This window comes from Bradyrhizobium huanghuaihaiense (genome assembly GCF_025200885.1).
Taxonomy (GTDB): domain Bacteria; phylum Pseudomonadota; class Alphaproteobacteria; order Rhizobiales; family Xanthobacteraceae; genus Bradyrhizobium; species Bradyrhizobium huanghuaihaiense.
This window is the reverse complement of record NZ_CP104172.1, coordinates 3,603,393-3,625,122: the sequence shown is the minus strand read 5'-3', so window position 1 is coordinate 3,625,122 and position 21,730 is coordinate 3,603,393. Positions and strand designations below refer to the sequence as shown.

The 21,730-nt window shown below is 64.1% G+C and carries 23 protein-coding genes and 2 pseudogenes; 15 read left to right on the top strand and 10 right to left on the bottom strand.

The features are described from left to right. The first annotated feature begins 227 nt into the window (after positions 1–227). The 3 genes from N2603_RS17160 (at position 228) to N2603_RS17150 (ending at position 1,103) form a co-directional block, all read left to right on the top strand. Entirely contained in the window at positions 228–443 is a 216-nt protein-coding gene (locus N2603_RS17160) for a dodecin family protein (protein WP_026312625.1), read from the top strand. 111 nt (positions 444–554) lie between these two features. Continuing rightward, entirely contained in the window at positions 555–734 is a 180-nt protein-coding gene (locus N2603_RS17155) for a hypothetical protein (protein WP_260389704.1), read from the top strand. A 39-nt stretch (positions 735–773) separates the two neighbouring features. Then, positions 774–1,103, top strand: a complete 330-nt coding sequence (locus tag N2603_RS17150; RefSeq protein ID WP_260389703.1) for a GcrA family cell cycle regulator — start codon at positions 774–776, stop codon at positions 1,101–1,103. A 184-nt stretch (positions 1,104–1,287) separates the two neighbouring features. Here N2603_RS17150 and N2603_RS17145 read toward each other — a convergent pair whose 3' ends face one another. The 3 genes from N2603_RS17145 to N2603_RS17135 form a co-directional block, all read right to left on the bottom strand. Further along, positions 1,288–1,905: a hypothetical protein gene (locus tag N2603_RS17145; RefSeq protein WP_260389702.1), complete on the bottom strand. Its 618-nt coding sequence runs from the start codon at positions 1,903–1,905 to the stop codon at positions 1,288–1,290. Between the two features lie 107 nt (positions 1,906–2,012). Continuing rightward, complete coding sequence (gene gpt / locus N2603_RS17140; protein WP_018647011.1) at positions 2,013–2,540, bottom strand: xanthine phosphoribosyltransferase; 528 nt, start codon at positions 2,538–2,540, stop codon at positions 2,013–2,015. A gap of 36 nt (positions 2,541–2,576) precedes the next feature. After that, positions 2,577–3,314: a competence/damage-inducible protein A gene (locus tag N2603_RS17135; protein WP_018647010.1), complete on the bottom strand. Its 738-nt coding sequence runs from the start codon at positions 3,312–3,314 to the stop codon at positions 2,577–2,579. A gap of 221 nt (positions 3,315–3,535) precedes the next feature. On the opposite strand from N2603_RS17135, the gene N2603_RS17130 reads away from it, so the two are divergent. From N2603_RS17130 to N2603_RS17095, 8 genes and pseudogenes are all read left to right on the top strand, one after another. Next, positions 3,536–4,954 carry a circularly permuted type 2 ATP-grasp protein gene (locus tag N2603_RS17130; RefSeq protein WP_260389701.1) on the top strand — a complete coding sequence of 473 codons (1,419 nt, stop codon included), beginning with the start codon at positions 3,536–3,538 and terminating at the stop codon, positions 4,952–4,954. A 4-nt stretch (positions 4,955–4,958) separates the two neighbouring features. Beyond that, positions 4,959–5,903 carry an alpha-E domain-containing protein gene (locus N2603_RS17125; protein WP_018647008.1) on the top strand — a complete coding sequence of 315 codons (945 nt, stop codon included), beginning with the start codon at positions 4,959–4,961 and terminating at the stop codon, positions 5,901–5,903. Between the two features lie 118 nt (positions 5,904–6,021). Continuing rightward, the gene (locus N2603_RS17120) at positions 6,022–6,870 is read left to right on the top strand and encodes a transglutaminase family protein (RefSeq protein WP_260389700.1); all 849 of its coding nucleotides are present in this window, start codon (positions 6,022–6,024) and stop codon (positions 6,868–6,870) included. Positions 6,871–6,973: 103 nt separating this feature from the next. After that, positions 6,974–7,222, top strand: a pseudogene (locus tag N2603_RS17115) (acyl-CoA dehydrogenase family protein); the annotation flags it as partial. A 155-nt stretch (positions 7,223–7,377) separates the two neighbouring features. Next, complete coding sequence (locus N2603_RS17110; protein ID WP_260389699.1) at positions 7,378–8,166, top strand: acyl-CoA dehydrogenase family protein; 789 nt, start codon at positions 7,378–7,380, stop codon at positions 8,164–8,166. Between the two features lie 53 nt (positions 8,167–8,219). Beyond that, entirely contained in the window at positions 8,220–8,627 is a 408-nt protein-coding gene (locus tag N2603_RS17105; RefSeq protein WP_018647005.1) for a carboxymuconolactone decarboxylase family protein, read from the top strand. A gap of 145 nt (positions 8,628–8,772) precedes the next feature. Beyond that, positions 8,773–9,531: a proteasome-type protease gene (locus tag N2603_RS17100; protein ID WP_018647004.1), complete on the top strand. Its 759-nt coding sequence runs from the start codon at positions 8,773–8,775 to the stop codon at positions 9,529–9,531. Positions 9,532–9,557: 26 nt separating this feature from the next. Beyond that, entirely contained in the window at positions 9,558–10,316 is a 759-nt protein-coding gene (locus N2603_RS17095; protein ID WP_260389698.1) for an SDR family oxidoreductase, read from the top strand. 246 nt (positions 10,317–10,562) lie between these two features. On the opposite strand, the gene N2603_RS17090 is transcribed toward N2603_RS17095, so the two are convergent. Further along, positions 10,563–11,801, bottom strand: coding sequence for an MFS transporter (locus N2603_RS17090; RefSeq protein ID WP_260389697.1), 1,239 nt, complete (start codon positions 11,799–11,801; stop codon positions 10,563–10,565). 161 nt (positions 11,802–11,962) lie between these two features. Between N2603_RS17090 and N2603_RS17085 the strand changes: the two genes are divergently transcribed. After that, the gene (locus N2603_RS17085; protein WP_260389696.1) at positions 11,963–13,213 is read left to right on the top strand and encodes a NupC/NupG family nucleoside CNT transporter; all 1,251 of its coding nucleotides are present in this window, start codon (positions 11,963–11,965) and stop codon (positions 13,211–13,213) included. Between the two features lie 185 nt (positions 13,214–13,398). Here N2603_RS17085 and N2603_RS17080 read toward each other — a convergent pair whose 3' ends face one another. Continuing rightward, positions 13,399–13,926, bottom strand: a complete 528-nt coding sequence (locus N2603_RS17080; RefSeq protein WP_018648590.1) for a cupin domain-containing protein — start codon at positions 13,924–13,926, stop codon at positions 13,399–13,401. A gap of 217 nt (positions 13,927–14,143) precedes the next feature. Between N2603_RS17080 and N2603_RS17075 the strand changes: the two genes are divergently transcribed. Beyond that, a complete protein-coding gene (locus tag N2603_RS17075) occupies positions 14,144–16,270 on the top strand; it encodes a tetratricopeptide repeat protein (protein WP_260389695.1) in 2,127 nt (708 codons plus the stop codon). Positions 16,271–16,476: 206 nt separating this feature from the next. Here the strand turns inward: N2603_RS17075 and N2603_RS17070 are convergent, their stop codons facing one another. Then, a complete protein-coding gene (locus N2603_RS17070) occupies positions 16,477–16,764 on the bottom strand; it encodes an usg protein (protein ID WP_018648592.1) in 288 nt (95 codons plus the stop codon). 398 nt (positions 16,765–17,162) lie between these two features. On the opposite strand from N2603_RS17070, the gene N2603_RS17065 reads away from it, so the two are divergent. Both N2603_RS17065 and groL read left to right on the top strand, forming a co-directional pair. Beyond that, on the top strand, positions 17,163–17,477 hold the full coding sequence (locus N2603_RS17065; RefSeq protein WP_014494241.1) for a co-chaperone GroES: 315 nt from the start codon (positions 17,163–17,165) through the stop codon (positions 17,475–17,477). 46 nt (positions 17,478–17,523) lie between these two features. Beyond that, on the top strand, positions 17,524–19,164 hold the full coding sequence (groL, locus tag N2603_RS17060; RefSeq protein WP_027560140.1) for a chaperonin GroEL: 1,641 nt from the start codon (positions 17,524–17,526) through the stop codon (positions 19,162–19,164). Between the two features lie 138 nt (positions 19,165–19,302). Here groL and N2603_RS17055 read toward each other — a convergent pair whose 3' ends face one another. The 4 genes and pseudogenes from N2603_RS17055 to N2603_RS17045 form a co-directional block, all read right to left on the bottom strand. Further along, positions 19,303–19,590 (bottom strand): GIY-YIG nuclease family protein, encoded by a 288-nt coding sequence (locus N2603_RS17055; protein ID WP_260389694.1) that lies wholly within the window; start codon positions 19,588–19,590, stop codon positions 19,303–19,305. Positions 19,591–19,670: 80 nt separating this feature from the next. Beyond that, positions 19,671–19,952 (bottom strand): signal peptidase I, encoded by a 282-nt coding sequence (lepB, locus tag N2603_RS44940; protein ID WP_425248990.1) that lies wholly within the window; start codon positions 19,950–19,952, stop codon positions 19,671–19,673. A gap of 85 nt (positions 19,953–20,037) precedes the next feature. After that, a pseudogene (gene lepB / locus N2603_RS44935) lies at positions 20,038–20,400 on the bottom strand (signal peptidase I); the annotation flags it as partial. Positions 20,401–20,552: 152 nt separating this feature from the next. Further along, on the bottom strand, positions 20,553–21,716 hold the full coding sequence (locus N2603_RS17045; RefSeq protein WP_260389693.1) for an SPFH domain-containing protein: 1,164 nt from the start codon (positions 21,714–21,716) through the stop codon (positions 20,553–20,555). Positions 21,717–21,730 lie beyond the last annotated feature (14 nt).

Below are 21,730 nucleotides of genomic sequence, written 5' to 3'. Positions count from 1 at the left end.
CGAGGTGCGAGGTCCGCTCTGAGCCTGATAGCGGCGCATCAGCCGACCGCACCAGAGGTCTAGGTTGGGCCAAAAGCCGCCACCCCCACCAAATGCAATTTGTCCCTTATCGGCCCAGAGCGACGTCCGAGACCGTATCGTGTCGTATCAGCGCCGATATCCTGATGCTAGATTTCACAACAGCAGGGAGCACCTGCTTCCTGCTTCATACCGAACAGGAGGACGACATGCCTGATAGCGTCTACAAGGTCATTGAACTGGTCGGTACCAGCAACGACTCATGGGAGAAGGCGGCCGCTAATGCGGTCGAGCAAGCTGCAAAATCTCTACGAGATCTTCGCGTTGCAGAGGTCGTCAAACTCGATATGCAACTGGATGCCAAGGGAAAAGTAGAGGCCTATCGCGCCAAGCTCAACGTATCGTTCAAGTTCGACGGTTCCTGAGCCTCAGCATCTCGCCCCGCTTGCGGGGCGAGATTGGCTCACTGGCGAAAGGCGCGTCGCGCGGCCCGCCGACCAGCCGACCGCGCATGCTTTTCGAGGAGTAAAAACAACATGAAGCAACACGCCTTCGAATCATTTTTCACCACAGCGACCGACTGGAGACCGCTCGTGCCCATGGGCGCCGTGATGCCGCCCCGAGATCCTGATGAAGACGAGGAGAACGAAGAGGACGACGAAGAGGAGGATGAAGCCGACGAACCGGCAGTCGTACGCGAGCCGGACGAAGACTAGACTAGCCGGTGTCTGGCAGTCAGCGCTATAATATCTCCCATGGACTGGGGTGCGAAAGACATAGCACTGCTCAAAAGGCTCTGGACCGCAGGACAGAGCGCGGCACAGATTGCGCGCCGTCTCGGGTGTAGCCGTAACGCGGTCTGCGGCATGCTAACCCGTTTGGGCCTGAAGCGTGGCCACAAGCCGCCAACAGCAAGACCCAAGATAAGGCCGAACCCGAAGCTAAGGACGACGTCGTCGGCCGCCTCCACGCGTCCGGTGGCAAAGAAAGTGTCGCGGAGCACAGCAGAGAGGCAGCAGCCTAGGGAATTCAGCAAGCAGCAGCTTTACGCCATTCTGGCTGAGGCCGTCAGGAACACTGGCTAAGGGCTCACCACGAAGGCCGTTACGCTCCGCGTCCGTGCCTAGTTCAGCTCGAACGGGTTCGGCTGTCGTGAGCATTCCCCAAGCCTTGATCCGCTTTAGGTCATTAGCGGTAATGTTCTGACTGATCGTAAGAACTCCGCTTGGCCGCCAGAAGCTGACATCGGTGCCCTTATGAGTACATGCCCTAGGGCAACGCGGTCGGATGCATGACCGGTCGATAACCCGCATGCAGTGTGCGGAGTGTCGATGGTGGCGTCAGCAGCGTTACTTCGCCAAGCTGACGCTCGACTGCGGTATAACCCGCCGGCGACCATAAGAGCACTCCGCCCTGCATCACCAGAAAGCTCTCCTCGCCCTGCTGCACCATCGCGCCGTCGGGAAGCTGGTCGAGCGGCACCAGCAACACGTGCAGCCGCTTCTTGCCGTGATCGAGCCGTTCGTGGTGCAGCACGGTATCGATGTCGTGCATGCGGACGTCATGCACGCGGTTGCCCTTCTCCCATGCGCCACGGAAGCGATTGGCATCGTCGCGGCGGCAGTAGAAGCACGGGCGGTGACCGGCGGCGAGCGCGGTGGCCTCATCCAGGAAGAACAGCTCGGTCCAGCTCCGCTGCGCCATCACTTCGCGGCGACGGCCGCGGAATTCGCAAGTGCAGGTGAGCCAGGCCGGCGACGACCAGCGCTTCTTCAGGAGCGTCTTCGTCGCGGGATCGTGGATGATGCCGCGGTTGCCGGTGAACAGGCCGCGATACGGCGTCGCGATGATCTCGCCGGTGGGTGTGACACGGTTTTGCAGGGGCAAAGCTGCCTCCACCCGTCATTGCGAGCGCAGCGAAGCAATCCAGAAATGTATCCGCGGAAGCAGTCTGGATTGCTTCGTCGCTTCGCTCCTCGCAATGACGGCGGCGCTCACGCCGCCCCGTCGCGCAGCGGCGGCTGGAACGACAGCGCGGTGTCCCAGGGGAAGAAGATCCAGGTGTCCTGCGAAACCTCGGTGATGAAGGTGTCGACCAGCGGGCGTCCCATCGGCTTGGCATAGACCGTGGCGAAATGCGCGTCGGGCAGCATCTCGCGGACCAGCCTGCCGGTCTTGCCGGTGTCGACGAGGTCGTCGACGATCAGGAGGCCCTTGCCGGTGCCGCCGCCGAGCTTCATCGCGGCTTCCGAGATGCCCTTGAGCACCTGAAGCTCACCCTGCTTGTTGTGGTCGTAGCTGGCAATGCAGACCGTATCGATGACGCGAACGCCGAGCTCGCGCGCGACGATCGCGGCCGGCACCAGGCCGCCGCGGGTGATCGCGATCACCGCGTGGAATGGGCCGACCTCGTTGAGCCGCCAGGTCAGCGCCCGGCAATCCCGGTGGAACTGGTCCCACGAGACCGGAAAGGCTTTGCCTGCCCGCTCCTGCGCGCTCAGTTCCGGTGCTTCACCAGCCATTGTCGTCTCCTGCTTCGTCTGCCGGCAAACTCTCTGCTAGCGAGTGATGTTCAATCCCGCCAGCATTTCCTTCACCGCCGCCATCGCGGCCGTCAGCTTCTCCGGATCGCGCGAGCGCACGACCAGATTGGTGTTTGGCTTCTGCTCTTCGTCCATGAAGGGATAGCTGCCGATGATGGTGTCGGGATGGGCGGCGGCAATGGCCCGCAGCGGGCTGCCGATGTCACCCTCCCGCGCATTGGCGCGGACCGATTCGGACAGCATGCGCACGCCCGATTTGAGCTTGGGCGAGACGATGTCCATCATCGCCTGCATGATCGAGGGCACGCCGGCCATCACGATCACATTGCCGATCTTGAAGCCCGGGGCGAGGATGGTGGCGCTCTGGATCAGCTCGGCGCCGTCGGGGATGCGGGCCATGCGCAGGCGGGCCTCGTTGAGATCCTGCTCGCTCCAGCGCTCGCGGAAGCGGGCGACCACCTCCGGATGATGGTCGATGCCGACGCCAAAGGCCTTGGCGACGCTGTCGGCGGTGATGTCGTCATGGGTCGGCCCGATGCCGCCGGTGGTGAAGACATAAGTGTAGCGATGCCGCAGTGCATCCAACGCGGCGATGATGTCAGGCTCGTCGTCCGAGACGACCCGGACTTCCTTGAGGTCAATGCCGATATTGGTCAGGTACTCGGCGATGAAGCCGATATTCTTGTCCTTGGTCCGGCCGGACAGGATTTCGTCCCCAATGACCAGAATGCCCGCCGTGACGATTTCGCTCATGCCTTAAGTCCCTCACCTATGCGCCGACTTTGCCGAGGTAACGCGTTGAAGTCACGCGGTTTTGCTGCCGAAATAAGCAGTCCTCAGCCATTTTTTCAGGCAAGCCCTTGGCCATCCCCGGTAAATCCTGCCAGTCCATGCTTATCGCGCTGGCCCGGCCCTTGCTACCACATGAAAGTCATGCACTCTTGCCGCATGGCCAGGGAAACAAGTCGGGATCTATGGCAGTCGCGTTTGATGAAATGAATATTCCCGGCGGGGACCTTCGCCCTGCCTATCAGGAGCTGGCACGCTGGCTCAAGGAGACGCCTCCCGAGGCGCTCGAATATCGCCGCCAGGAAGCCGAGCTCCTGTTTCGGCGGATCGGCATCACCTTTGCAGTCTATGGCGATTCCGAATCCACCGAGCGCCTGATCCCGTTCGACGTGATCCCCAGGATCATGTCCGGCAAGGAATGGGCACTGCTGGAGAAGGGCCTGAAGCAGCGCGTGCGCGCGCTCAACATGTTCCTCCGCGACATCTATCACGGCCGCGACATCCTCCGCGCCGAAATCGTGCCCGACGATCTGATCTTCCAGAACCCGGTCTTCCGTCCCGAGATGAACGGCCAGCAGGTGCCGCACGACGTCTACGTGCACATCGCCGGCATCGACATCGTCCGGGTCGATGCCGAAGACTTCATCGTGCTGGAGGACAATGCGCGCACGCCCTCGGGCGTATCCTACATGCTGGAAAACCGCGAGATCATGATGCGGCTGTTTCCGGACCTGTTTGCGCGCCACAAGGTGGCGCCGGTCGAGCGCTATCCGGACGAACTGCTCGCGGCGCTGCGCTCGGTCGCGCCGCAAAGCGCATCGGGCGAGCCGACGGTCGCCCTGCTAACGCCGGGCGTCTACAACTCCGCCTATTACGAGCACTCGTTCCTGGCCGACAAGCTCGGCATCGAGCTGGTCGAGGGCCGTGACCTCATCGTCAAGAACAACGAAGTGTTCATGCGGACGACCGAGGGCGTGAAGCGGGTCGACGTGATCTACCGCCGCGTCGACGACGACTTCCTCGATCCCCTCACCTTCCGCCCCGATTCCGTGCTCGGCGTGCCCGGGCTGATGTCGGCCTATGCGGCCGGCAACATCACGCTCGCCAACGCCGTCGGCACCGGCATCGCCGATGACAAGGCGATCTACTCCTACATGCCTGACATAGTGAAGTTCTATCTCGGTGAGGAGCCGATCCTGAAGAACGTGCCGACCTGGCGCTGCCGCGAGCCGAAGGATCTCGCCTATGTGCTGGATAACCTCGGCGAGCTCGTCGTCAAGGAGGTGCACGGCTCCGGCGGCTACGGCATGCTGATCGGACCTGCCGCGACCAAGGCGACGATCGAAGCCTTCCGCGAGAAGCTCAAGCGCGAGCCGGAAGGCTTCATCGCCCAGCCGACGCTGGCGCTGTCGACCTGCCCGACCTGCACGGCGAGCGGCCTTGCACCGCGCCATGTCGACCTTCGCCCCTTCGTGCTCACCGGCAGCAAGAGCACGACGATCGTGCCGGGCGGGCTCACCCGCGTCGCACTGAAGGAAGGCTCCCTGGTGGTCAATTCGAGCCAGGGCGGCGGCACCAAAGACACCTGGATTTTGGACGAGTAGTCAGATGCTGTCGCGTACCGCCGAAAACCTGTACTGGCTCGCCCGCTACGTCGAACGGGCCGAATATCTCGCGCGCACAATCGATGCGACGCTGCGCGTCACCGCGCTTCCCGCCGCCTATATCGGCAAGACCAATGAATGGGACTCGGCGCTGCTTACCGCCGGCGTCGCCGCCAGCTTCTATCAGGCCTATGAGGAAGCCAACGAGCACAACGTCGTCGAGTACCTCTCGTTCTCGGCGAACAATCCCTCCTCGATCAGGAACTGCATCGAGGCGGCGCGGCTGAACTCGCGCTCGGTGCGCACTGCGCTGACCAGCGAGATGTGGGACACCATCAACTCGGCCTGGATCGAGCTCCAGGCGGTCTGGAGCAAGGGCACCTCGACGCGCGAGGACCTCGCCAAATTCCTGCGCTTCGTGCAGGAGACCTCGCTGCGCTTCGACGGCTCGGCCTACCGGACCATGCTGCGCAACGACGCCTACTGGTTCTCGCGCATGGGCGTGCACCTCGAGCGCGCCGACAACACCGCGCGCATCCTCGACGTGAAGTACCATGTGCTGTTGCCCGAGGAAGAGCATGTCGGCGGCCCGCTCGACTTCTATCAATGGAGCTCGATCCTGCGCTCGGTCTCGGCGCTGACGGCCTATCACTGGGTCTATCGCGAGACGCTGAAGCCGTGGCTGATCGCGGATCTCCTGATCCTCAACGACACGCTGCCGCGCTCACTGGCGAGCTGCTACGGCAACCTCGTGCGCAACCTCGACCAGATCGGCGTCGCCTATGGCCGCCAGGGCCCGGCCCAGCGCCACGCCCGCGGCATCCGCAACCGGCTGGAACACAGCAATATGAACGACATTTTCCAGCATGGCGTGCATGAATTCATTCAGGAATTCATCGCGGACAATTCCAGGCTGGGCGAAATCATCACGAAGCAGTATTTGATCTAGTCGAACAGGGACCTACCTCAGCCTTCGTCATTCCGGGGCGCGCGCAGCGCGAACCCGGAATCTCGAGATTCCGGGTTCGGTCCTGCGGACCGCCCCGGAATGACGGAATCAAAACACCATGCGCCTGCGAATCCAGCACACCACGACCTATCGCTACGAGCCGGCGGCCACCAGCGTGATCCAGATCCTGCGCATGACGCCGTGCAGCCATGACGGACAATATGTTGCGGAGTGGCAGATCGACGTCTCCACGGACACCAAGCTCGACATGCATGAGGACGCCTTCGGCAACGTCACCCATGTGCTGTCCTGCGGCCCCGTCGGCGACATCAGGATCTCCGCCGAGGGGCTGATCGAGACCCACGACACCGGCGGCGTGTTGCGTGGCGCCGACGAGCGCTTTCCGGCCGGCATGTTCTTGCGTCCCACCGATCTCACCACGGTCAACCCGGCGATGGCGGCGGTCGCAAGGCAGCTGCGCAGCGAGGCCGAGCGCGACACGCTCGGCTTCCTGCACGCGCTGATGAGCGAGATCAGCGACCACATGACCTTCGACGAGGACCCGACCAACAGCGGCACCTCGGCGGCGGAAGCGTTCACGCTCAAGCGCGGCGTCTGCCAGGACTACGCACACATCTTCATCGCCTGCGCCCGCACCGGCGGCGTGCCGGCGCGCTTCGTCTCCGGCCATTTCCTGCGCTCCGACGGCACGGTGCACCAGGATGCCGGCCACGCCTGGGCGGAGGCGTATGTCCCCGATCTCGGCTGGGTCGGCTTCGATCCCGCCAACTGCATCTGCACCACCGATGCCCATGTCCGCGTCGCGATCGGCCTCGACTATCTCGGCGCCGCCCCCGTGCGCGGCACCCGCTATGGCGGCGGCGCTGAGACGCTGACGGTCGCGGTCAAGGTCGAGCAGGCCGGCCGCGGCGGGCAATCGCAGTCGCAGTCCCAGCGGCAGAGCTAGCAGCGTTACAGCCGTAACCGACGACTGCCGCGCTGAAACCGCGCCGTAGCGCGGTCCGTCCAATTCTTGTTGCGATCCGTTCCCGCAACAGAGGTTGAGACAGATGCGGCTTCAAGAAAGACTCAGCGATCATTTCGCACTGCGCGATCCCCAGAAAGCCATGCTTGTGGGCATTCGGGAATTGGCACCCGACATCACGGCACGCGCCGCCGAGATCGAAGCTGCGCGGCGGATCCCGCCCGACCTGGTGGAGCGGCTGAGGTCGATCGGAGTCTTCCGGATGTTCGTTCCGCGGAGCCATGGCGGGCTGGAGCTCGATTTTCCCGATGGCCTCGAGGTCATCAAGGCACTGACCCGGACGGCTCGGTCGGCTGGGTCTCGATTGTCGGCGCAGTCGGCAGCCTGTTCGCCGCCGCGTCTCATCCCGACCTGTATCAGCGAATCTATCAGGACGGACCGGACGTGGCGATCTGCGGCTCATCCCAACCGGGCGGAACGGCAGAGCGTGTGGCGGACGGCTACCGCGTCAAGGGCCGCTGGCCGTTCGCCAGCTCTTGCACGCATGCCCAATGGATCGGCGGGTTCTGCATCGTCACCGAGAATGGCAAACCGGTCCCCGGGCCGCAGGGCAAGCCGCAGATTCGCGTCGTTGTGCTGCCGGCGCACGACTGGGAGATCGAGGACACCTGGTATGCGGCGGGGCTCGAGGGCACCGGCAGCCATCACATCGTGCTGCGGGAGAGGCTGGTTCCGGAGGTGCATCTCTTCGACCTCGAAGCTCCGCCTCGCATGGCGGGTCCGCTCTATCAGGCGCTCCGGCAATGGCTGCCATTGTTTCACGGCGCATTCTCGGTCGGCCTCGCCGAGGGCGCGGTCGATGACCTGCTCGCGCTGGCCCATGCCGGGCGGCAGCAATTATATGCGGCCGTACCGCTGCGGGAGTCCGAGACCTTCCAGTTCTGCCTCGGCCGGATTTGCGCCGACCTCAGGGCTGCGCAGGCGTTTCACGAGGTCCAGGTTGCCAGCCACTGGCGCCGCGCGCAGGCCGGCACGTTGAACGACGAAGACCTCATGATCGAGGGGGCCCGATCCGCGGTCTGGCTCGCGACGACCTGCGTCGGCATCGCGGATGCCTCCTTTGCGCTGGCCGGAAGCAGCGCGGTCTACGACAGCTCGCCGCTGCAGCGGCGCCTGCGTGACCTTCACGTCGGCGCGCAGCACGCTCACGCGCAGCAGAGGCAATATGTCGACGTCGGCAAGCTCGCCTTGCGCCGTTCGGCCGAGCCTGCCGCCTGACCGCATGAGCCGTGCTACACTCGCGGGATCAGACCTGATCCCGCGAGGCCCTCATGGCGACCGTAAAACTGCTTTCGGACGATGAACTCTCCACCGAGGCGCGCGCCGTTTTCGACGACATCCGCAAGGTGCGGCAGTCGGATTTCGTCAACAATTTCTGGCGCGCGCTGGCGCATGATCCGAAGACGCTGCGGCGGACCTGGGAGAGCATCAAGGAGGTAATGGCTCCGGGCGCGCTCGATCCCAAGGTCAAGGAAATGCTCTATGTCGCGGTCTCGATCGCGCATGGCTGTAGCTATTGCATCCACTCCCACACCGCTGCCGCCCGGGCCAAGGGCATGACCGCCGCCGAATATGGCGAGCTGCTCGCCATCGTCGGCATGGCGGCGGAAACGAACCGGCTGGTCACGGGCCTCGGCGTCCCCGTCGATGAGGCATTTTTGGTCGATAGCGCGGATTGAGGTCGGCGCGGAGAGCCAAGCCGTTTCCTCCCGTCATTCCGGGGCGCGCGCCCGGGAATGACGGCCTCCCCCCGCGGGAATCGGGGGTTGGAGCGGCCGGCGAAATTCGCTAGTAATTCCGCGCAAACGCGTTCGGGGACTGGAAATGACCTATTGTTGCGGAATCCTGGTTCGGGACGGTCTGGTGATGATCGCCGATACCCGCACCAATGCCGGCCTCGACAACGTCTCGACCTTCCGCAAGCTGCATATCTTCTCCAAGCCCGGCGACCGCATCATGGCGATCGCCAGCGCCGGCAACCTCGCCATCAGCCAGTCGGTCCTCTCGACCCTGACCGAAGGCCTGGAGGACCCGAACACGGGCGAGGTCGAGACGCTGATGAACGCGCCGACCATGTTCCAGGCCGCCCAGCGCATCGGCCGGGCGATCCGGGCGGTGCATGCGACCGAAGGCCCGGCGCTGAAGTCCGAGGACGTCTCCTTCGACGTCTCCTTCCTGTTCGGCGGCCAGATCAAGGGCGCGCGCATGCGCCTGTTCATGGTCTACACCGCCGGCAATTTCATCGAGTGCACCACCGACACGCCCTACCTTCAGATCGGCGAGCACAAATACGGCAAGCCTGTGCTCGACCGCGCCATGCATTACGACGTCGAGCTCTACGAGGCGCTGAAGACCGGCCTGATCTCGATGGACTCGACCATGCGGTCCAATCTCGGCGTCGGCCTGCCGATCGACGTGCTGGTGGTGCGCACGGACGCCTGCGAGGCCGATCTCAACCACCGCATCGAGGCGGGCGAGCCCTATTTCCACGATCTGCGCTCGCGCTGGTCGGCGGCATTACGCGCCGCGCACCAGAACATCCCGCGCCCACCCTACAAGAACGAAAAAGAACCCAAAACCTGACAGCTTAAGAGAAAAGGCAGGAAACGATGAGTGAAGCGAAAAAGATCGCAGTGGTGACGGGCGCCGGCACCGGTGTCGGGCGCGCGGCGTCGCTGGCGCTGATGAACGCCGGCTTCACCGTGGTGCTCGCCGGCCGCCGGCTCGACATGCTCGAGGAGACCGCAAAGCTCGGCCCCGCGGGCAAGAGCCTGTGCGTCACCGCCGACATGACCAAGCCGGACCAGATCGCCGCACTGTTCGACAAGGTGAAGGCGACCTTTGGCCGCCTCGACGTGCTGTTCAACAATGCCGGCATGGGCGCGCCCGCCGTGAACTTCGAGGACCTCAGCCTCGAGCAGTGGCAGGCAGTGGTGAACACCAACCTGACGGGTCCGTTCCTGTGCACCCAGCACGCCTTCCGCATCATGAAGGACCAGACCCCGCGCGGCGGCCGCATCATCAACAACGGCTCGATCTCGGCGCACGCGCCGCGGCCGTTCTCGGCGGCCTACACCTCGACCAAGCACGCCATCACCGGCCTCACCAAGGCCAGCAACCTCGATGGCCGCATGTATGACATCGCGGTCGGCCAGGTCGACATCGGCAACGCCGCGACCCCGATGACCGACCGCATGGTCAACGGCCCCGGCGTGCTGCAGCCCGACGGCACCACCAAGCACGAGCCGCGCATGGACGCCAAGGCGGTCGGCGATGCCGTCGCCTACATGGCCGGCCTGCCGCTCGATGCCAACGTGCTGACCATGACGGTGATGGCCACGAAGATGCCGTTCGTCGGGCGGGGCTGAACAAAAAACGCGAAAACAACCCCATGCACAATAGCCGGCATGGGGTTGCGCCCTGCCTTCGCCAAGCAGTGTGACGTCGGTTAAATCCCCAAGCTGCCTCCACAATCGTCATTGCGAGCCAACGGGTCCGCGCGAAGCGCGGCCCGATGACAGGCTCCGCGAAGCAATCCAGACTATCAGATGCGGCACGATTCTGGATTGCTTCGTCGCAAGGGCTCCTCGCAATGACGGGGAGAGAGCGGAGACCTATTCCAGGCTCTCCACCTTCCGCAGGCTCGGAAACAGCTTCATCCAGAGCAGCGCCACTGCGACCGTGCAGACGCCGCCGAGCACGGCGGCGGGCATGGTGCCGAACAGGGCGGCCGTCAGCCCGCTCTCGAACTGGCCGAGCTGGTTCGAGGCGTTGATGAAGAGGAAATTCACCGCGCCGACCCGGCCGCGCATCTCGTCGGGCGTCGACAGCTGCACCAGCGAGAAGCGGATCACGACGCTGATCGTGTCGGCCGCGCCGAGGATCGCGAGCGACAGCACCGACAGCCACATCCAGGGGGACAGCGCGAACACGATCGTGGCGATGCCGAACACGATCACGGCCTGGAACATGCGCAGGCCCACATGCTTGGAGATGGCGTGGCGCGCCAGCACCATGGTCATCAGCAGCGCGCCGACCGCGGGCGCCGCGCGAAGCACGCCGAGGCCTACCGGGCCGGTCTGAAGGATGTCGCGGGCATAGATCGGCAGCAGCGCGGTGACGCCGCCGAACAGCACGGCGAACAGGTCGAGCGAGATGGTGCCGAGAATCGCGGGATTGCTGCGGATGAAACGGACCCCGGCAAAGATGTTGTCCGCCTCGTCCATGTCCTTGGCGACGGCCTGCGGCCGCGGCCGGATGAAGCCGGTCAGGATCATCCCAAGAATCCAGAACAGCAGCATCACGGCGTAGGCGAGATGCGGCGCGATCGCGTAGGCGAAACCGCCGAGCGCGGGACCGGTGATGGTCGCGACCTGGCCCGCACCGCTCGCGACCGCGGTGGCGCGCTGCAGCGATCCCTGCGGCGCGATCAGCGGCAGCAGCGCCGCGGTCGTCGGGCTCTCGAAGGCGCCGGCAATGCCGAGCACGAAAGTCGCGATGAAGATCTGCACCTCGCTGACCGCGCCGAGATAGGTGATGGTTGCGAGATAGAGCGCGGTCGCCGCTTCCACGAGTTGGCAGAGCTGGACCACGCGCTTGCGCTCGAAACGGTCGGCGGCGTGGCCGGCGACGAACACCAGGAGCGCCGTGGGCAGGAACTGCACGAGCCCGACCATGCCGAGGTCGAAGGCCGAACCGGTAAGATCGTAGATCTGCCAGCCGATCGCGACCGCGGCGATCTGGCTCGAAAAGCGCGACAGGCTGCGCGAGAGCAGGAAGTACAGGAAGGCGCGGTGGGCGAGCAACGCGCCGGCGCTGACCGGCGGATTTCGGGATATTGGCTGCTCTGACATCGCCGCTTCGGTCACCTCAGACTGTCCGCCCCCCTGATCTGATGGGCTTCCCGCGTGGCTGAGACGGGTCCGCTTGTCAACAACCCGACACTTCCGTGGCCTGTCGGCATTGCCTTTGCAACGCACGCGCGGCCATAATCATTGGGGGTTTTGGGGACATCATGCTTCGCCTGCAATCGGCACTCGGCATTTTCGCATTGCTGCTGATCGCCTTCGCGCTCGCAGAGAATCGCCGCGCGGTCTCGCTGCGCCAGGCGGCGATCGGCCTCACCGCGACCTTCGTCACCGCGGTCGTGCTGCTCAAACTGCCGGTCGTCGCCCATGCCTTCGGCACCATCAACGACGCGGTCGGCGCGATCTCGGCGGCCTCACGCGCCGGCTCCGCCTTCGTGTTCGGCTATGTCGGCGGCGGCACCCTGCCCTTCGACCTGAAGGTGCCCGGTGCGGACTTCATCCTGGCGTTCCAGGCGCTGCCGATCGTGCTGGTCATGAGCGTGCTGACCACGCTGCTGTTCTATTGGCGCGTGCTGCCGCCGATCGTGCGCGGCATGGCCTGGCTGCTGGAGCGCACGCTCGGCGTCGGCGGCGCGGTCGGGCTCTCGACCGCCGCCAACATCTTCCTCGGCATGGTCGAGGCGCCGCTATTCGTGCGGCCGTATCTGGCGCAGATGACCCGCAGCGAATTGTTTCTGGTCATGACCGGCGGCATGGCCGGCATCGCCGGCACCGTGCTGGTGCTCTATGCGACGCTGCTGGCGCCGCTCATCCCCGACGCGGCCGCGCATTTCGTGATCGCATCCGTGCTGGGCGCGCCGGCCGCGATCCTCGTCAGCCTGATCATGGTGCCGGAGACCTCGGACAAGCGCACCGGCGGCGCGCTGGAGGATCCCGAGATGGACGTCGCCAGCACGATGGACGCGATCGTGAAAGGCACGAGCGCAGGGCTCGAGCTGCTGCTCAACATCGTCGCCATGCTCTTGGTGCTGGTGGCGCTGGTCTATCTCGTCAACGCCATCCTCGGCCTGTTGCCAAACATCGGCGGCGCCGCGATCTCGCTGCAGCGCCTGCTGGGCCTCGTGATGGCGCCGGTGTGCTGGCTGATGGGATTGCCGTGGGACCAGGCGGTGACGGCCGGCAGCCTGATGGGCACCAAGACCGTGCTCAACGAGCTGATCGCCTATGTCGACTTCTCGAAGCTGCCGCGCGACACGCTCGATCCGCGCTCGCGCCTGATCATGCTTTACGCGATGTGCGGCTTCGCAAACTTCGCCAGCCTCGGCATCATGATCGGTGGCCTGGGAGTGATGGCGCCGGAGCGGCGCGAGGAGATCAACGCGCTCGGGCTGAAGTCGATCGTGTCGGGGACGCTGACAACGTGCTTGATTGGAGCGGTGGTGGGGGTGTTGGCGTGACGTCGTAGCCCGGATGGAGCGTAGCGCAATCCGGGACAGCGTCGCTGCGGAGAGAGTGTCCCGGATTTCGCTGCGCTCCATCCGGGCTACGAGCTGTCATTGCGAGCGCAGCGAAGCAATCCAGAATCTGTCCGCGGAGACAGTCTGGATTGCTTCGCTGCGCTCGCAATGACGACGGAGAGAGCCTACGCCTTCAACTCCACCGTCTTGAATTCCGCCGGCAGGATCACCTCCAGCAGCTCGACGTCGTCCGAATAATCCAGGATCATGTGTTTGATCTTCGGCGGTTGGGTCCAGGCGCTGCCTTCCTTCATCAAGGTCTCGCCCTGCCCGTCCATGTAGGTCTTCACCCAGCCCTTGAGCACGTAGACCATCTGGAACTCGACGTCGTGGAAATGCAGCTTCGAGACCTCCGCCGGATCGCAGGGGCCTTGCAGCCGGATCACATGCGCCTGCGCGAGGCCATGGGTCGCATCGGCAATGCCGAGGTCGCGGTATTTTGCGTAGGCGCGCAGGCCGTCGGCCTTGAAGTCCTCTTCGCGGTGATGGCTGATCGCGATGCGCTGCCTCCGACGTGCGGGCTTCTTCGGTGCCGCCGTGCGCGCCTTTGCCTTGACCGCCTTGCGTGCCGAGGACCGCGCCGCGGCCTTGGCGCCGCTCCGCTTCTTCACCGCAGTCTTCGATGCGGGTCTTGATGCCTTTTGCCTGGCCATTGTCTGCCTCCCTGATCTGAGCCGCGCCCGCCGGACGGGTGCAACCCGAAGGCAGATTAGCTAGTCCTGGACCGGGCAGCAATTGCGGGGCTGGATCAGCGAACGACATGACCTGATCGCTCGTAGCTTGTCCGAAGCTGTCGCGGCGAACGGCAGTCGTCTCGTATTCGTTCCCGCGCCGATTTAGTCTCGCCAGGAGATTCTGGGGGATTGATTCATGAGCAACAGCGTAGGTCAGCGTGCATTCCACAATGCCCGGCTTCGGAAGCGGCAGCAGGCCGAAGTACTGCCATTGCTCGGGCTGGCCCTCCAGTTGCACAAGCAAGGGCTTCTCCCCGAAGCCCGGAATGGCTATCGCCAGGTCCTGCAGCTCGAGCCCAACCAGTTCATTGCGCTGCATATGCTCGGCAGTTTGGAGTCTGATGCCAAGAACTATCAGGAAGCCGAAACCCTGCTGAGCCGGGCGGTTGCCGTGGATCCGAAATCTGCCGACGCTCACATGAGCCGAGGCGTCGCGCTGAACAAGCTACGACGTCACGATGAGGCCCGCGAGAGCTATCGAAGGGCCCTCGCCTTGCGCCCCAACTACGCCTTAGCCCTGTCCAATCTCGGCAACGCGAGCGTGACCGTCGATCTTCAGCAAGCGCTCGAGTGCTACGACAAGGCGCTCGCAATCGACGCAAATCTTGCCGAAGCCCACAACGGCCGGGGTTGGGTGCTCTGCCGTCTGCGCAATTATGACGAGGCCATCGCAAGCCTGAACCGCGCGCTATCGATCAAGCCCGACTATGCCTCGGCGCTGGCGAACCGCGCCATCGCATTGCAGGAGCTTCTGCAATTTGACGACGCCATGGCGGATTGCAATCAGGCGATCGCCCTGGCGCCCGACGAGATGAACGGGTGGCTCGGGCGCGCCAATGTCTGGCTGCAGATCCAGCAAATCGCCGAAGCATTGCACGATAGCGAGAAAGCCATCGCGCTCGATCCCGATGCCGCTCAAGCTCACCTGGTCCAGGGCGTTTGTCTCTCCACACTTGGGCGGGTCGACGAAGCTCTGGCCAGTTACGACAGAGCGCTCGAGATCGAGCCTAGCTTCCCGGGCGCGATCTCCAACAAGATATTCACGCTCGATTTCGTGGCGGATGCCAGCGTTGAGCAGCATCAGCAAGCGCGGCAGCTCTGGTGGGAGCGGATCGGCACGACGTTCGCTTCAGAAGTGGCGGGACCATACGACAACAGCCGCGATCCGGATCGCCCTCTGGTGCTCGGCTACGTCTCGTCGGACTTCAACGCGCATTCGGCCGCGTTCATATTCAAGCCGGTCCTGCAATACCACGACCGGGCACAGTTCGAGGTCGTGTGCTACTCTTGTTCGTCGAAAGTGGATCCGGCCACCGCCGAATTTCAAAAGATCGCCGATCGCTGGCGCGACGCCTCGCAGTGGAGCGACGATCGCCTCGCCGATCAGATCCGCGCCGATGGCGTCGATATCCTGATCGATCTGTCCGGCCACACCAAGGGAAACCGCCTCAGCGTGTTTGCGCGCAAGCCGGCGCCGATCCAGGCCCATGGCTGGGGGCACGGCACCGGCACCGGGCTGCCGACGATCGATTATCTGTTCTCGGACCCGGTCGCGATTCCTGCCGCGGTCCGGCATCTGTTTGCGGAAACCATCGTCGACCTGCCGTGCTTCGTGACACTGGAGCCGCTGCCAATGGAGCTTGCGGGGGCGTCAACACCGGCGATCTCGAACGGCTTCATCACATTCGGTGTGTTCAACCGCATCAGCAAGATTTCGGACCAGGCCGCGCAGGCCTGGTCAAGGATTCTCGAGCGGGTGCCCGGATCACGACTGCTGATCAAGGATGTTGCGCTGGACGATCAACTGGTCCGCGACAATCTGCTGGCACGGCTTGCAGCTTGCGGCGTTCCGGCCGAACGCGTCGAACTGCTCGGCACCACCTTGCGGGTCGATCATCTGGCGGCGTTCAATCGCGTCGATATCGCTCTCGACCCGTTCCCGCAGAATGGCGGCGTCAGCACATTGGAAGCCTTGCAGATGGGCGTGCCCGTGGTGGCGAAGCTAGGGAACAGTCTGCCCAGCCGTGCCGCCGGCTCCATTCTCACCGCGCTCGGCTTGCCGGACTGGGTGACGGATAGCGAAGAGGCCTATGTCGACATCGCGGTGAGCCGTGCGGCTGAGATCGGCGATCTCGACAAGTTGCGCGGCGAACTGCCCGGACAGGTCCGGGCTGCGGCCGCCTGCAACCCGGTCGCCTACGCGCAAGCGGTGGACGAGGCCTATCGCGCGATGTGGAAGCGCTATTGCAGCAGCGGCGCCTGATCGCGTGTTCGTAGGCTTCGCGTAGCCGCGCTCCAACGTAGATATCGTAGGGTGGGCAAAGCGACTTGTCCGCCGTAGCTCGAAGAGCGAAGGCGGAAGCGTGCCGACCATTTTCAGATGTGGTCGCGGAGAGATGGTGGGCACGGCGCTAACGCGCCTTTGCCCACCCTACGAGACCGGCGCTCGCTACGAAACCGGTGCTCTGCTCAATGCAGCCGGAACACGCCGTCGACGGCGCGCAACTCGGCGGGCTTGATCAGCTTGGAATGCGCGACGGTCACCGAGAACAGCGGACCGTCGAGCTTTTCCTGCCAGAAGGCCAGGAAGTCGGTCAGCGCCGGAAATTTCGGAAACATGTCGTAGTTCTGCCAGACATAGGTCTGGAGCAGCGAGGGATGATCCGGCATCCGGTAGAGAATTTGTGCCGTCGTCAGCCCGTAGCCCAGCATCTGTTTCCGGAAGTCTTCGGAAACGCCCCCAACCCGCAATCCCATGCCAACCTCCTTTGCAGGAGCGCATTCAGGGGGTGGCTTTCCGGGTACGCGTACGAGCCACCCGATGGAGATGCGCTCACATGAGAGAAATGTGACGCAAACTGACAACCCATCTCAAGCCCAAAAGTTTAACAAGCTGTTGAAATTCAATGCGTTAGCAGCAGATGCGACTCCGTGCTAATACGGCTCCCACGGGGCCTCGAAGAGGCCTCCCAGGCTGGTTAACGATGGAAAAGAGATTCTGGCAGTCCACGCTTCCGGGTGCCGATTTTTCTGCTAGAAGCCCTTGCCCCCGCAAAATTCCTGTCCTATTTCAGCCTCGCCTGTGCTAGCACTCGCGGGCACAGACTGCTAACGCCAAAAAATTCCCATATCGTGCAACTACTTAGGAGGACTGCATGAAATTCCGTCCGCTTCACGACCGCGTCGTGGTCAAGCGCATCGACGCAGAAGAGAAGACCGCTGGCGGCATCATCATTCCCGACACTGCCAAGGAAAAGCCCTCCCAGGGTGAAGTCGTCGCCGTTGGCCCGGGTGGCCGCGACGAAGCCGGCAAGCTGATCCCGATCGACCTCAAGGTCGGCGACCGCGTGCTGTTCGGCAAGTGGTCCGGCACCGAGGTCAAGATCGACGGCGTCGATCTCTTGATCATGAAGGAAAGCGACATCATGGGCGTCCTCGACGTCCCCGCTTCCAAGAAGAAGGCGGCCTAAGAGCCCCTCTCTCCCTCCAGTCAAACATACCTAAGGAAAATTCCAGATGGCAGCCAAAGAAGTCAAATTCTCGGTTGAAGCGCGCGACAAGATGCTGCGCGGCGTCGACGTTCTCGCCAACGCGGTGAAGGTCACGCTCGGTCCGAAGGGCCGCAACGTCGTGCTCGACAAGTCGTTCGGCGCTCCCCGCATCACCAAGGACGGCGTCACCGTCGCCAAGGAGATCGAGCTCGACGACAAGTTCGAGAACATGGGCGCCCAGATGGTGCGCGAAGTCGCCTCCAAGTCCGCTGACGCGGCCGGCGACGGCACCACCACCGCCACCGTGCTCGCCCAGGCGATCGTGAAGGAAGGCGCCAAGTCGGTCGCCGCCGGCATGAACCCGATGGACCTCAAGCGCGGTATCGACCTCGCGGTCGAAGCCGTCGTTGCGGACCTGCAGAAGAACTCCAAGAAGGTCACCTCGAACGAGGAGATCGCCCAGGTCGGCACCATCTCGGCCAACGGCGACCAGGAGATCGGCAAGTTCCTCTCCGACGCCATGAAGAAGGTCGGCAACGAGGGTGTCATCACCGTCGAGGAAGCCAAGTCGCTCGAGACCGAACTCGACGTCGTCGAGGGCATGCAGTTCGACCGCGGCTACATCTCGCCCTACTTCGTCACCAACGCCGACAAGATGCGCGTTGAGATGGACGACGCCTACATCCTCATCAACGAGAAGAAGCTCTCCTCGCTGAACGAGCTGCTGCCGCTGCTCGAGGCCGTGGTGCAGACCGGCAAGCCGCTGGTCATCGTCGCCGAGGACGTCGAGGGTGAAGCGCTCGCGACCCTGGTCGTGAACCGCCTGCGCGGCGGCCTGAAGGTCGCGGCCGTCAAGGCTCCGGGCTTCGGCGATCGCCGCAAGGCCATGCTGCAGGACATCGCGATCCTGACCGGCGGCCAGGCGATCTCGGAAGATCTCGGCATCAAGCTCGAGAACGTCACGCTCAACATGCTCGGTCGCGCCAAGAAGGTGATGATCGACAAGGAGAACACCACGATCGTCAACGGCGCCGGCAAGAAGGCCGACATCGAGGCGCGCGTGGCCCAGATCAAGGCGCAGATCGAGGAGACCACCTCGGACTACGACCGTGAGAAGCTCCAGGAGCGTCTCGCCAAGCTCGCGGGCGGCGTCGCGGTGATCCGCGTCGGCGGCGCGACCGAGGTCGAGGTGAAGGAGCGCAAGGATCGCGTTGATGACGCGATGCATGCGACCCGCGCGGCTGTCGAGGAGGGCATCGTCCCGGGCGGCGGCGTCGCCCTGCTCCGTGCCTCCGAGCAGCTCAAGGGCCTGCGCACCAAGAACGACGACCAGAAGACCGGCGTCGAGATCGTGCGCAAGGCGCTGTCGGCTCCCGCTCGCCAGATCGCGATCAACGCCGGTGAAGACGGCTCGGTGATCGTCGGCAAGATCCTGGAGAACAAGGCCTACAATTACGGCTTCGACTCCCAGACCGGCGAATATGCCGACCTCGTCAAGAAGGGCATCATCGACCCGACCAAGGTGGTCCGCACCGCGATCCAGAACGCTGCCTCGGTTGCCGCGCTCCTGATCACCACGGAAGCCATGGTCGCCGAGCTGCCCAAGAAGGGCGGCGCCGGTCCGGCGATGCCTCCGGGCGGCGGCATGGGCGGCATGGACTTCTGATCCAGCCCTTTCAGGCAAGATACGAAATGCGAAACCCCGGCAGCGATGCCGGGGTTTTTGTTTGTATTGACTTCTCTCCACCCGTCATTCCGGGGCGCGCCCTCTTGGGCGCGAGCCCGGAATCCATAACCACGAACCTCAGTTGGTTATCCCCGGATAGAGATCATCCCAATTGGGATTCTGCTCCTCGATGAGACGTGTCTTCCAATCCCGCCGCCACTTCTTGAGCTCTTTCTCGCGGGCGATGGCGACTGCTGCATCATCGTAGATTTCGAACAGGACTAGCTTGTTGACGCCGTAACGTGTCGTGAAGCCAGGAACAGCTTTCGTTCTGTGCTCATACACCCGGCGCACGAGATCATTTGTCACGCCGATATAGAGCGTGCCGTGCTTCTTACTCGCGAGGATGTAGACATAGTAGGCCATTCCATCCGCCTGTGGTTATGGATTCCGGGCTCACGCCCAAGGGGGCGTGCCCCGGAATGACGAGGGAGACGACCTCCGCCTCACTCCACCTTGCCAAGCCGCTCCATGTGCGGATCGCCGTTTTCGTCGAGCGACCAGAAGATCCGCGTCACCTTGCCGATCAGATTGTCCATCGGGATGAAGCCCATCGCGCTCATCATGCGGCTGTCGGTGGAGTTGTCGCGGTTGTCGCCGAGCACGAAGACATGGCCTGGCGGCACGGTGTAGACGCTGGTGTTGTCGAGGAAGCCATTGTCGACGCAATCGTAGGTGACATAGCTCGTGCCGCTCGGCAGCGTCTCGTTTGGCCTTCGCCTCGTCATCGCCTCCGCAGGCAGCACCGGCAAACACCTCCTTCAATGCCACGCGCGTCACCGCGCGGTCGTTGAGGATGAGCTGCCCTCCCCGCATCTGGACCCGGTCGCCGGGCAGGCCGATTACGCGCTTGACGTAATCGACCGAGGTGTCCTTCGCCGTGCGAAACACGACGATGTCGCCGTATTCGGGGTCGGCGGCAAGGATGCGGCCCGACGGTGCGAAGGGGAAGGAATAGCGGCCATAGCCGTAGGCGTATTTGGCGGCGAAGACGTAGTCGCCGACCACCAGCGTCGGCGTCATCGAGCCGGACGGGATGCTGAACGGCTTGTACAGGAAGAAGCGAACCAGGAACGGCGGCGACCACAGCACCGGGATCAGCAGGATCAGGACGACGATTGCCTTCCATTCGCTGGATCGCGCCGCGGGGCGGATCGTTTGCTCAAGAGTGGTCATGCGTCTGCCTGATCAACATCGTCATCGGGAGATTACGCAACCTTTGCGCGCGTGCAATCCCCAGCGAACTCCAATTGGTCGCGCGTTGCGCGGATCGCGTTCACCGCAAGCGACGCGGATGTGAAGGGCCGCCCGTGGGCGGCCCTTCTGTTTCAAGCGCTCTCGGGCGCCTTCAGGCGCACGAGCCGGGTCAAGAGGGCATCGAGGCCCTGACCGTCGCCGGCATGGAGGTCGATGCGGCCGACCTTCTCGACCAGCCGCTCCAGCGACTCCAGCTCCTTGAGCCGCAGCAGCAGGGGGTTCTCCTCCATCAGGCGGGCGGTGTTCAGGAGCGAACGCGTCGCCGCGGTCTCCTCCTGCCGGCGGATCAGGTTCGCCTTCGCGACCCGCTCCGCCTCCACCACCTTGTTCACCAGCTCCCGGATCTCGCCGGGCAGGATCACGTCCTTCACGCCGAGCTCGGTCACCTCCACGCCGGACTCCGCGACGCGTGCACGCACATAGTCGCGCAGCTCCGCATCCAGCGCCGCCTTCGCAGACAGCACCTCGTCCAGCGTCCGGCCCGCGACCGCTTCGCGGATCGCGAACTGCACCAGGCGGTACAGCCACGCATCCACGTCGGGCACGGTCGCAACCGTCCGCTCGGGATCGACCACCTTACGGAACGCCGTCAGCGTCACCCGCAGCGCGATGCGATCCTTGGTCAGCATCTCCTGCGCGGTGATCTCGACCGCCTGGGGCCGCAGGTCGAGGCGCTTCACCTCGATCTTGCGACCGAAGGTCCAGAAGGCGTGCCGGCCGGGCGCGAGCCGCTCGGTGAGCCGGCCCTCGACGTAGAGCAGGCCCGCCTCGTGGTTCTCGACCACCGTCTCCGACGTCACGGCCGAGCGGTTGCGCTCGATCATGGCCAGATGCCGCGCGCTGACCTTGGGATCAGCGGACACATCGATGCGCTCGACATCGATGCGCGTTGCGACCTTCCAGTAGACCCGCACCTGCCAGGGCGTCATCAGATGCACGGGCCGGCCGTCGAGGCTGACGATGGCGATCTCGTCCGCCCTGGTCTCGACCGCCTCGAACAGCTCGGCGGCAAGATCGGGACGCGCGGCCTTCAGCACCGCGTAGCGCTCCGCAGGGAATTCGGTCCCCACGACGTTATACACGACAGCCGTCAACTCGTTGCGCAGATCGAACAGGCGATGCCGGCCAGGCGCGAGCACACGCTCGAGCTGGCCGTTCCGCGTCAGTAGCGCGCGCTCACCGTCCTTCACGGTGATCGTGGTCGTGAGCAAGTGCCAAGTCTTTTCAGACGCCATGGCACGCCTCCTTC

What these genes read in the sequence shown, in the direction of transcription:
- N2603_RS17080 (WP_018648590.1), bottom strand. Translation starts at nt 13,926, where the DNA reads ATGGCCAGGCAAAAGGCATCAAGACCCGCATCGAAGACTGCGGTGAAG.
- N2603_RS17085 (WP_260389696.1), top strand. Translation starts at nt 11,963, where the DNA reads ATGCTTCGCCTGCAATCGGCACTCGGCATTTTCGCATTGCTGCTGATC.
- N2603_RS17135 (WP_018647010.1), bottom strand. Translation starts at nt 3,314, where the DNA reads ATGAGCGAAATCGTCACGGCGGGCATTCTGGTCATTGGGGACGAAATC.
- N2603_RS17155 (WP_260389704.1), top strand. Translation starts at nt 555, where the DNA reads ATGAAGCAACACGCCTTCGAATCATTTTTCACCACAGCGACCGACTGG.
- N2603_RS17150 (WP_260389703.1), top strand. Translation starts at nt 774, where the DNA reads ATGGACTGGGGTGCGAAAGACATAGCACTGCTCAAAAGGCTCTGGACC.
- groL (WP_027560140.1), top strand. Translation starts at nt 17,524, where the DNA reads ATGGCAGCCAAAGAAGTCAAATTCTCGGTTGAAGCGCGCGACAAGATG.
- gpt (WP_018647011.1), bottom strand. Translation starts at nt 2,540, where the DNA reads ATGGCTGGTGAAGCACCGGAACTGAGCGCGCAGGAGCGGGCAGGCAAA.
- N2603_RS17105 (WP_018647005.1), top strand. Translation starts at nt 8,220, where the DNA reads ATGGCGACCGTAAAACTGCTTTCGGACGATGAACTCTCCACCGAGGCG.
- N2603_RS17045 (WP_260389693.1), bottom strand. Translation starts at nt 21,716, where the DNA reads ATGGCGTCTGAAAAGACTTGGCACTTGCTCACGACCACGATCACCGTG.
- N2603_RS17125 (WP_018647008.1), top strand. Translation starts at nt 4,959, where the DNA reads ATGCTGTCGCGTACCGCCGAAAACCTGTACTGGCTCGCCCGCTACGTC.
- N2603_RS17160 (WP_026312625.1), top strand. Translation starts at nt 228, where the DNA reads ATGCCTGATAGCGTCTACAAGGTCATTGAACTGGTCGGTACCAGCAAC.
- N2603_RS17095 (WP_260389698.1), top strand. Translation starts at nt 9,558, where the DNA reads ATGAGTGAAGCGAAAAAGATCGCAGTGGTGACGGGCGCCGGCACCGGT.
- lepB (WP_425248990.1), bottom strand. Translation starts at nt 19,952, where the DNA reads ATGACGAGGCGAAGGCCAAACGAGACGCTGCCGAGCGGCACGAGCTAT.
- N2603_RS17065 (WP_014494241.1), top strand. Translation starts at nt 17,163, where the DNA reads ATGAAATTCCGTCCGCTTCACGACCGCGTCGTGGTCAAGCGCATCGAC.
- N2603_RS17090 (WP_260389697.1), bottom strand. Translation starts at nt 11,801, where the DNA reads ATGTCAGAGCAGCCAATATCCCGAAATCCGCCGGTCAGCGCCGGCGCG.
- N2603_RS17120 (WP_260389700.1), top strand. Translation starts at nt 6,022, where the DNA reads ATGCGCCTGCGAATCCAGCACACCACGACCTATCGCTACGAGCCGGCG.
- N2603_RS17055 (WP_260389694.1), bottom strand. Translation starts at nt 19,590, where the DNA reads ATGGCCTACTATGTCTACATCCTCGCGAGTAAGAAGCACGGCACGCTC.
- N2603_RS17130 (WP_260389701.1), top strand. Translation starts at nt 3,536, where the DNA reads ATGGCAGTCGCGTTTGATGAAATGAATATTCCCGGCGGGGACCTTCGC.
- N2603_RS17100 (WP_018647004.1), top strand. Translation starts at nt 8,773, where the DNA reads ATGACCTATTGTTGCGGAATCCTGGTTCGGGACGGTCTGGTGATGATC.
- N2603_RS17070 (WP_018648592.1), bottom strand. Translation starts at nt 16,764, where the DNA reads ATGGGATTGCGGGTTGGGGGCGTTTCCGAAGACTTCCGGAAACAGATG.
- N2603_RS17075 (WP_260389695.1), top strand. Translation starts at nt 14,144, where the DNA reads ATGAGCAACAGCGTAGGTCAGCGTGCATTCCACAATGCCCGGCTTCGG.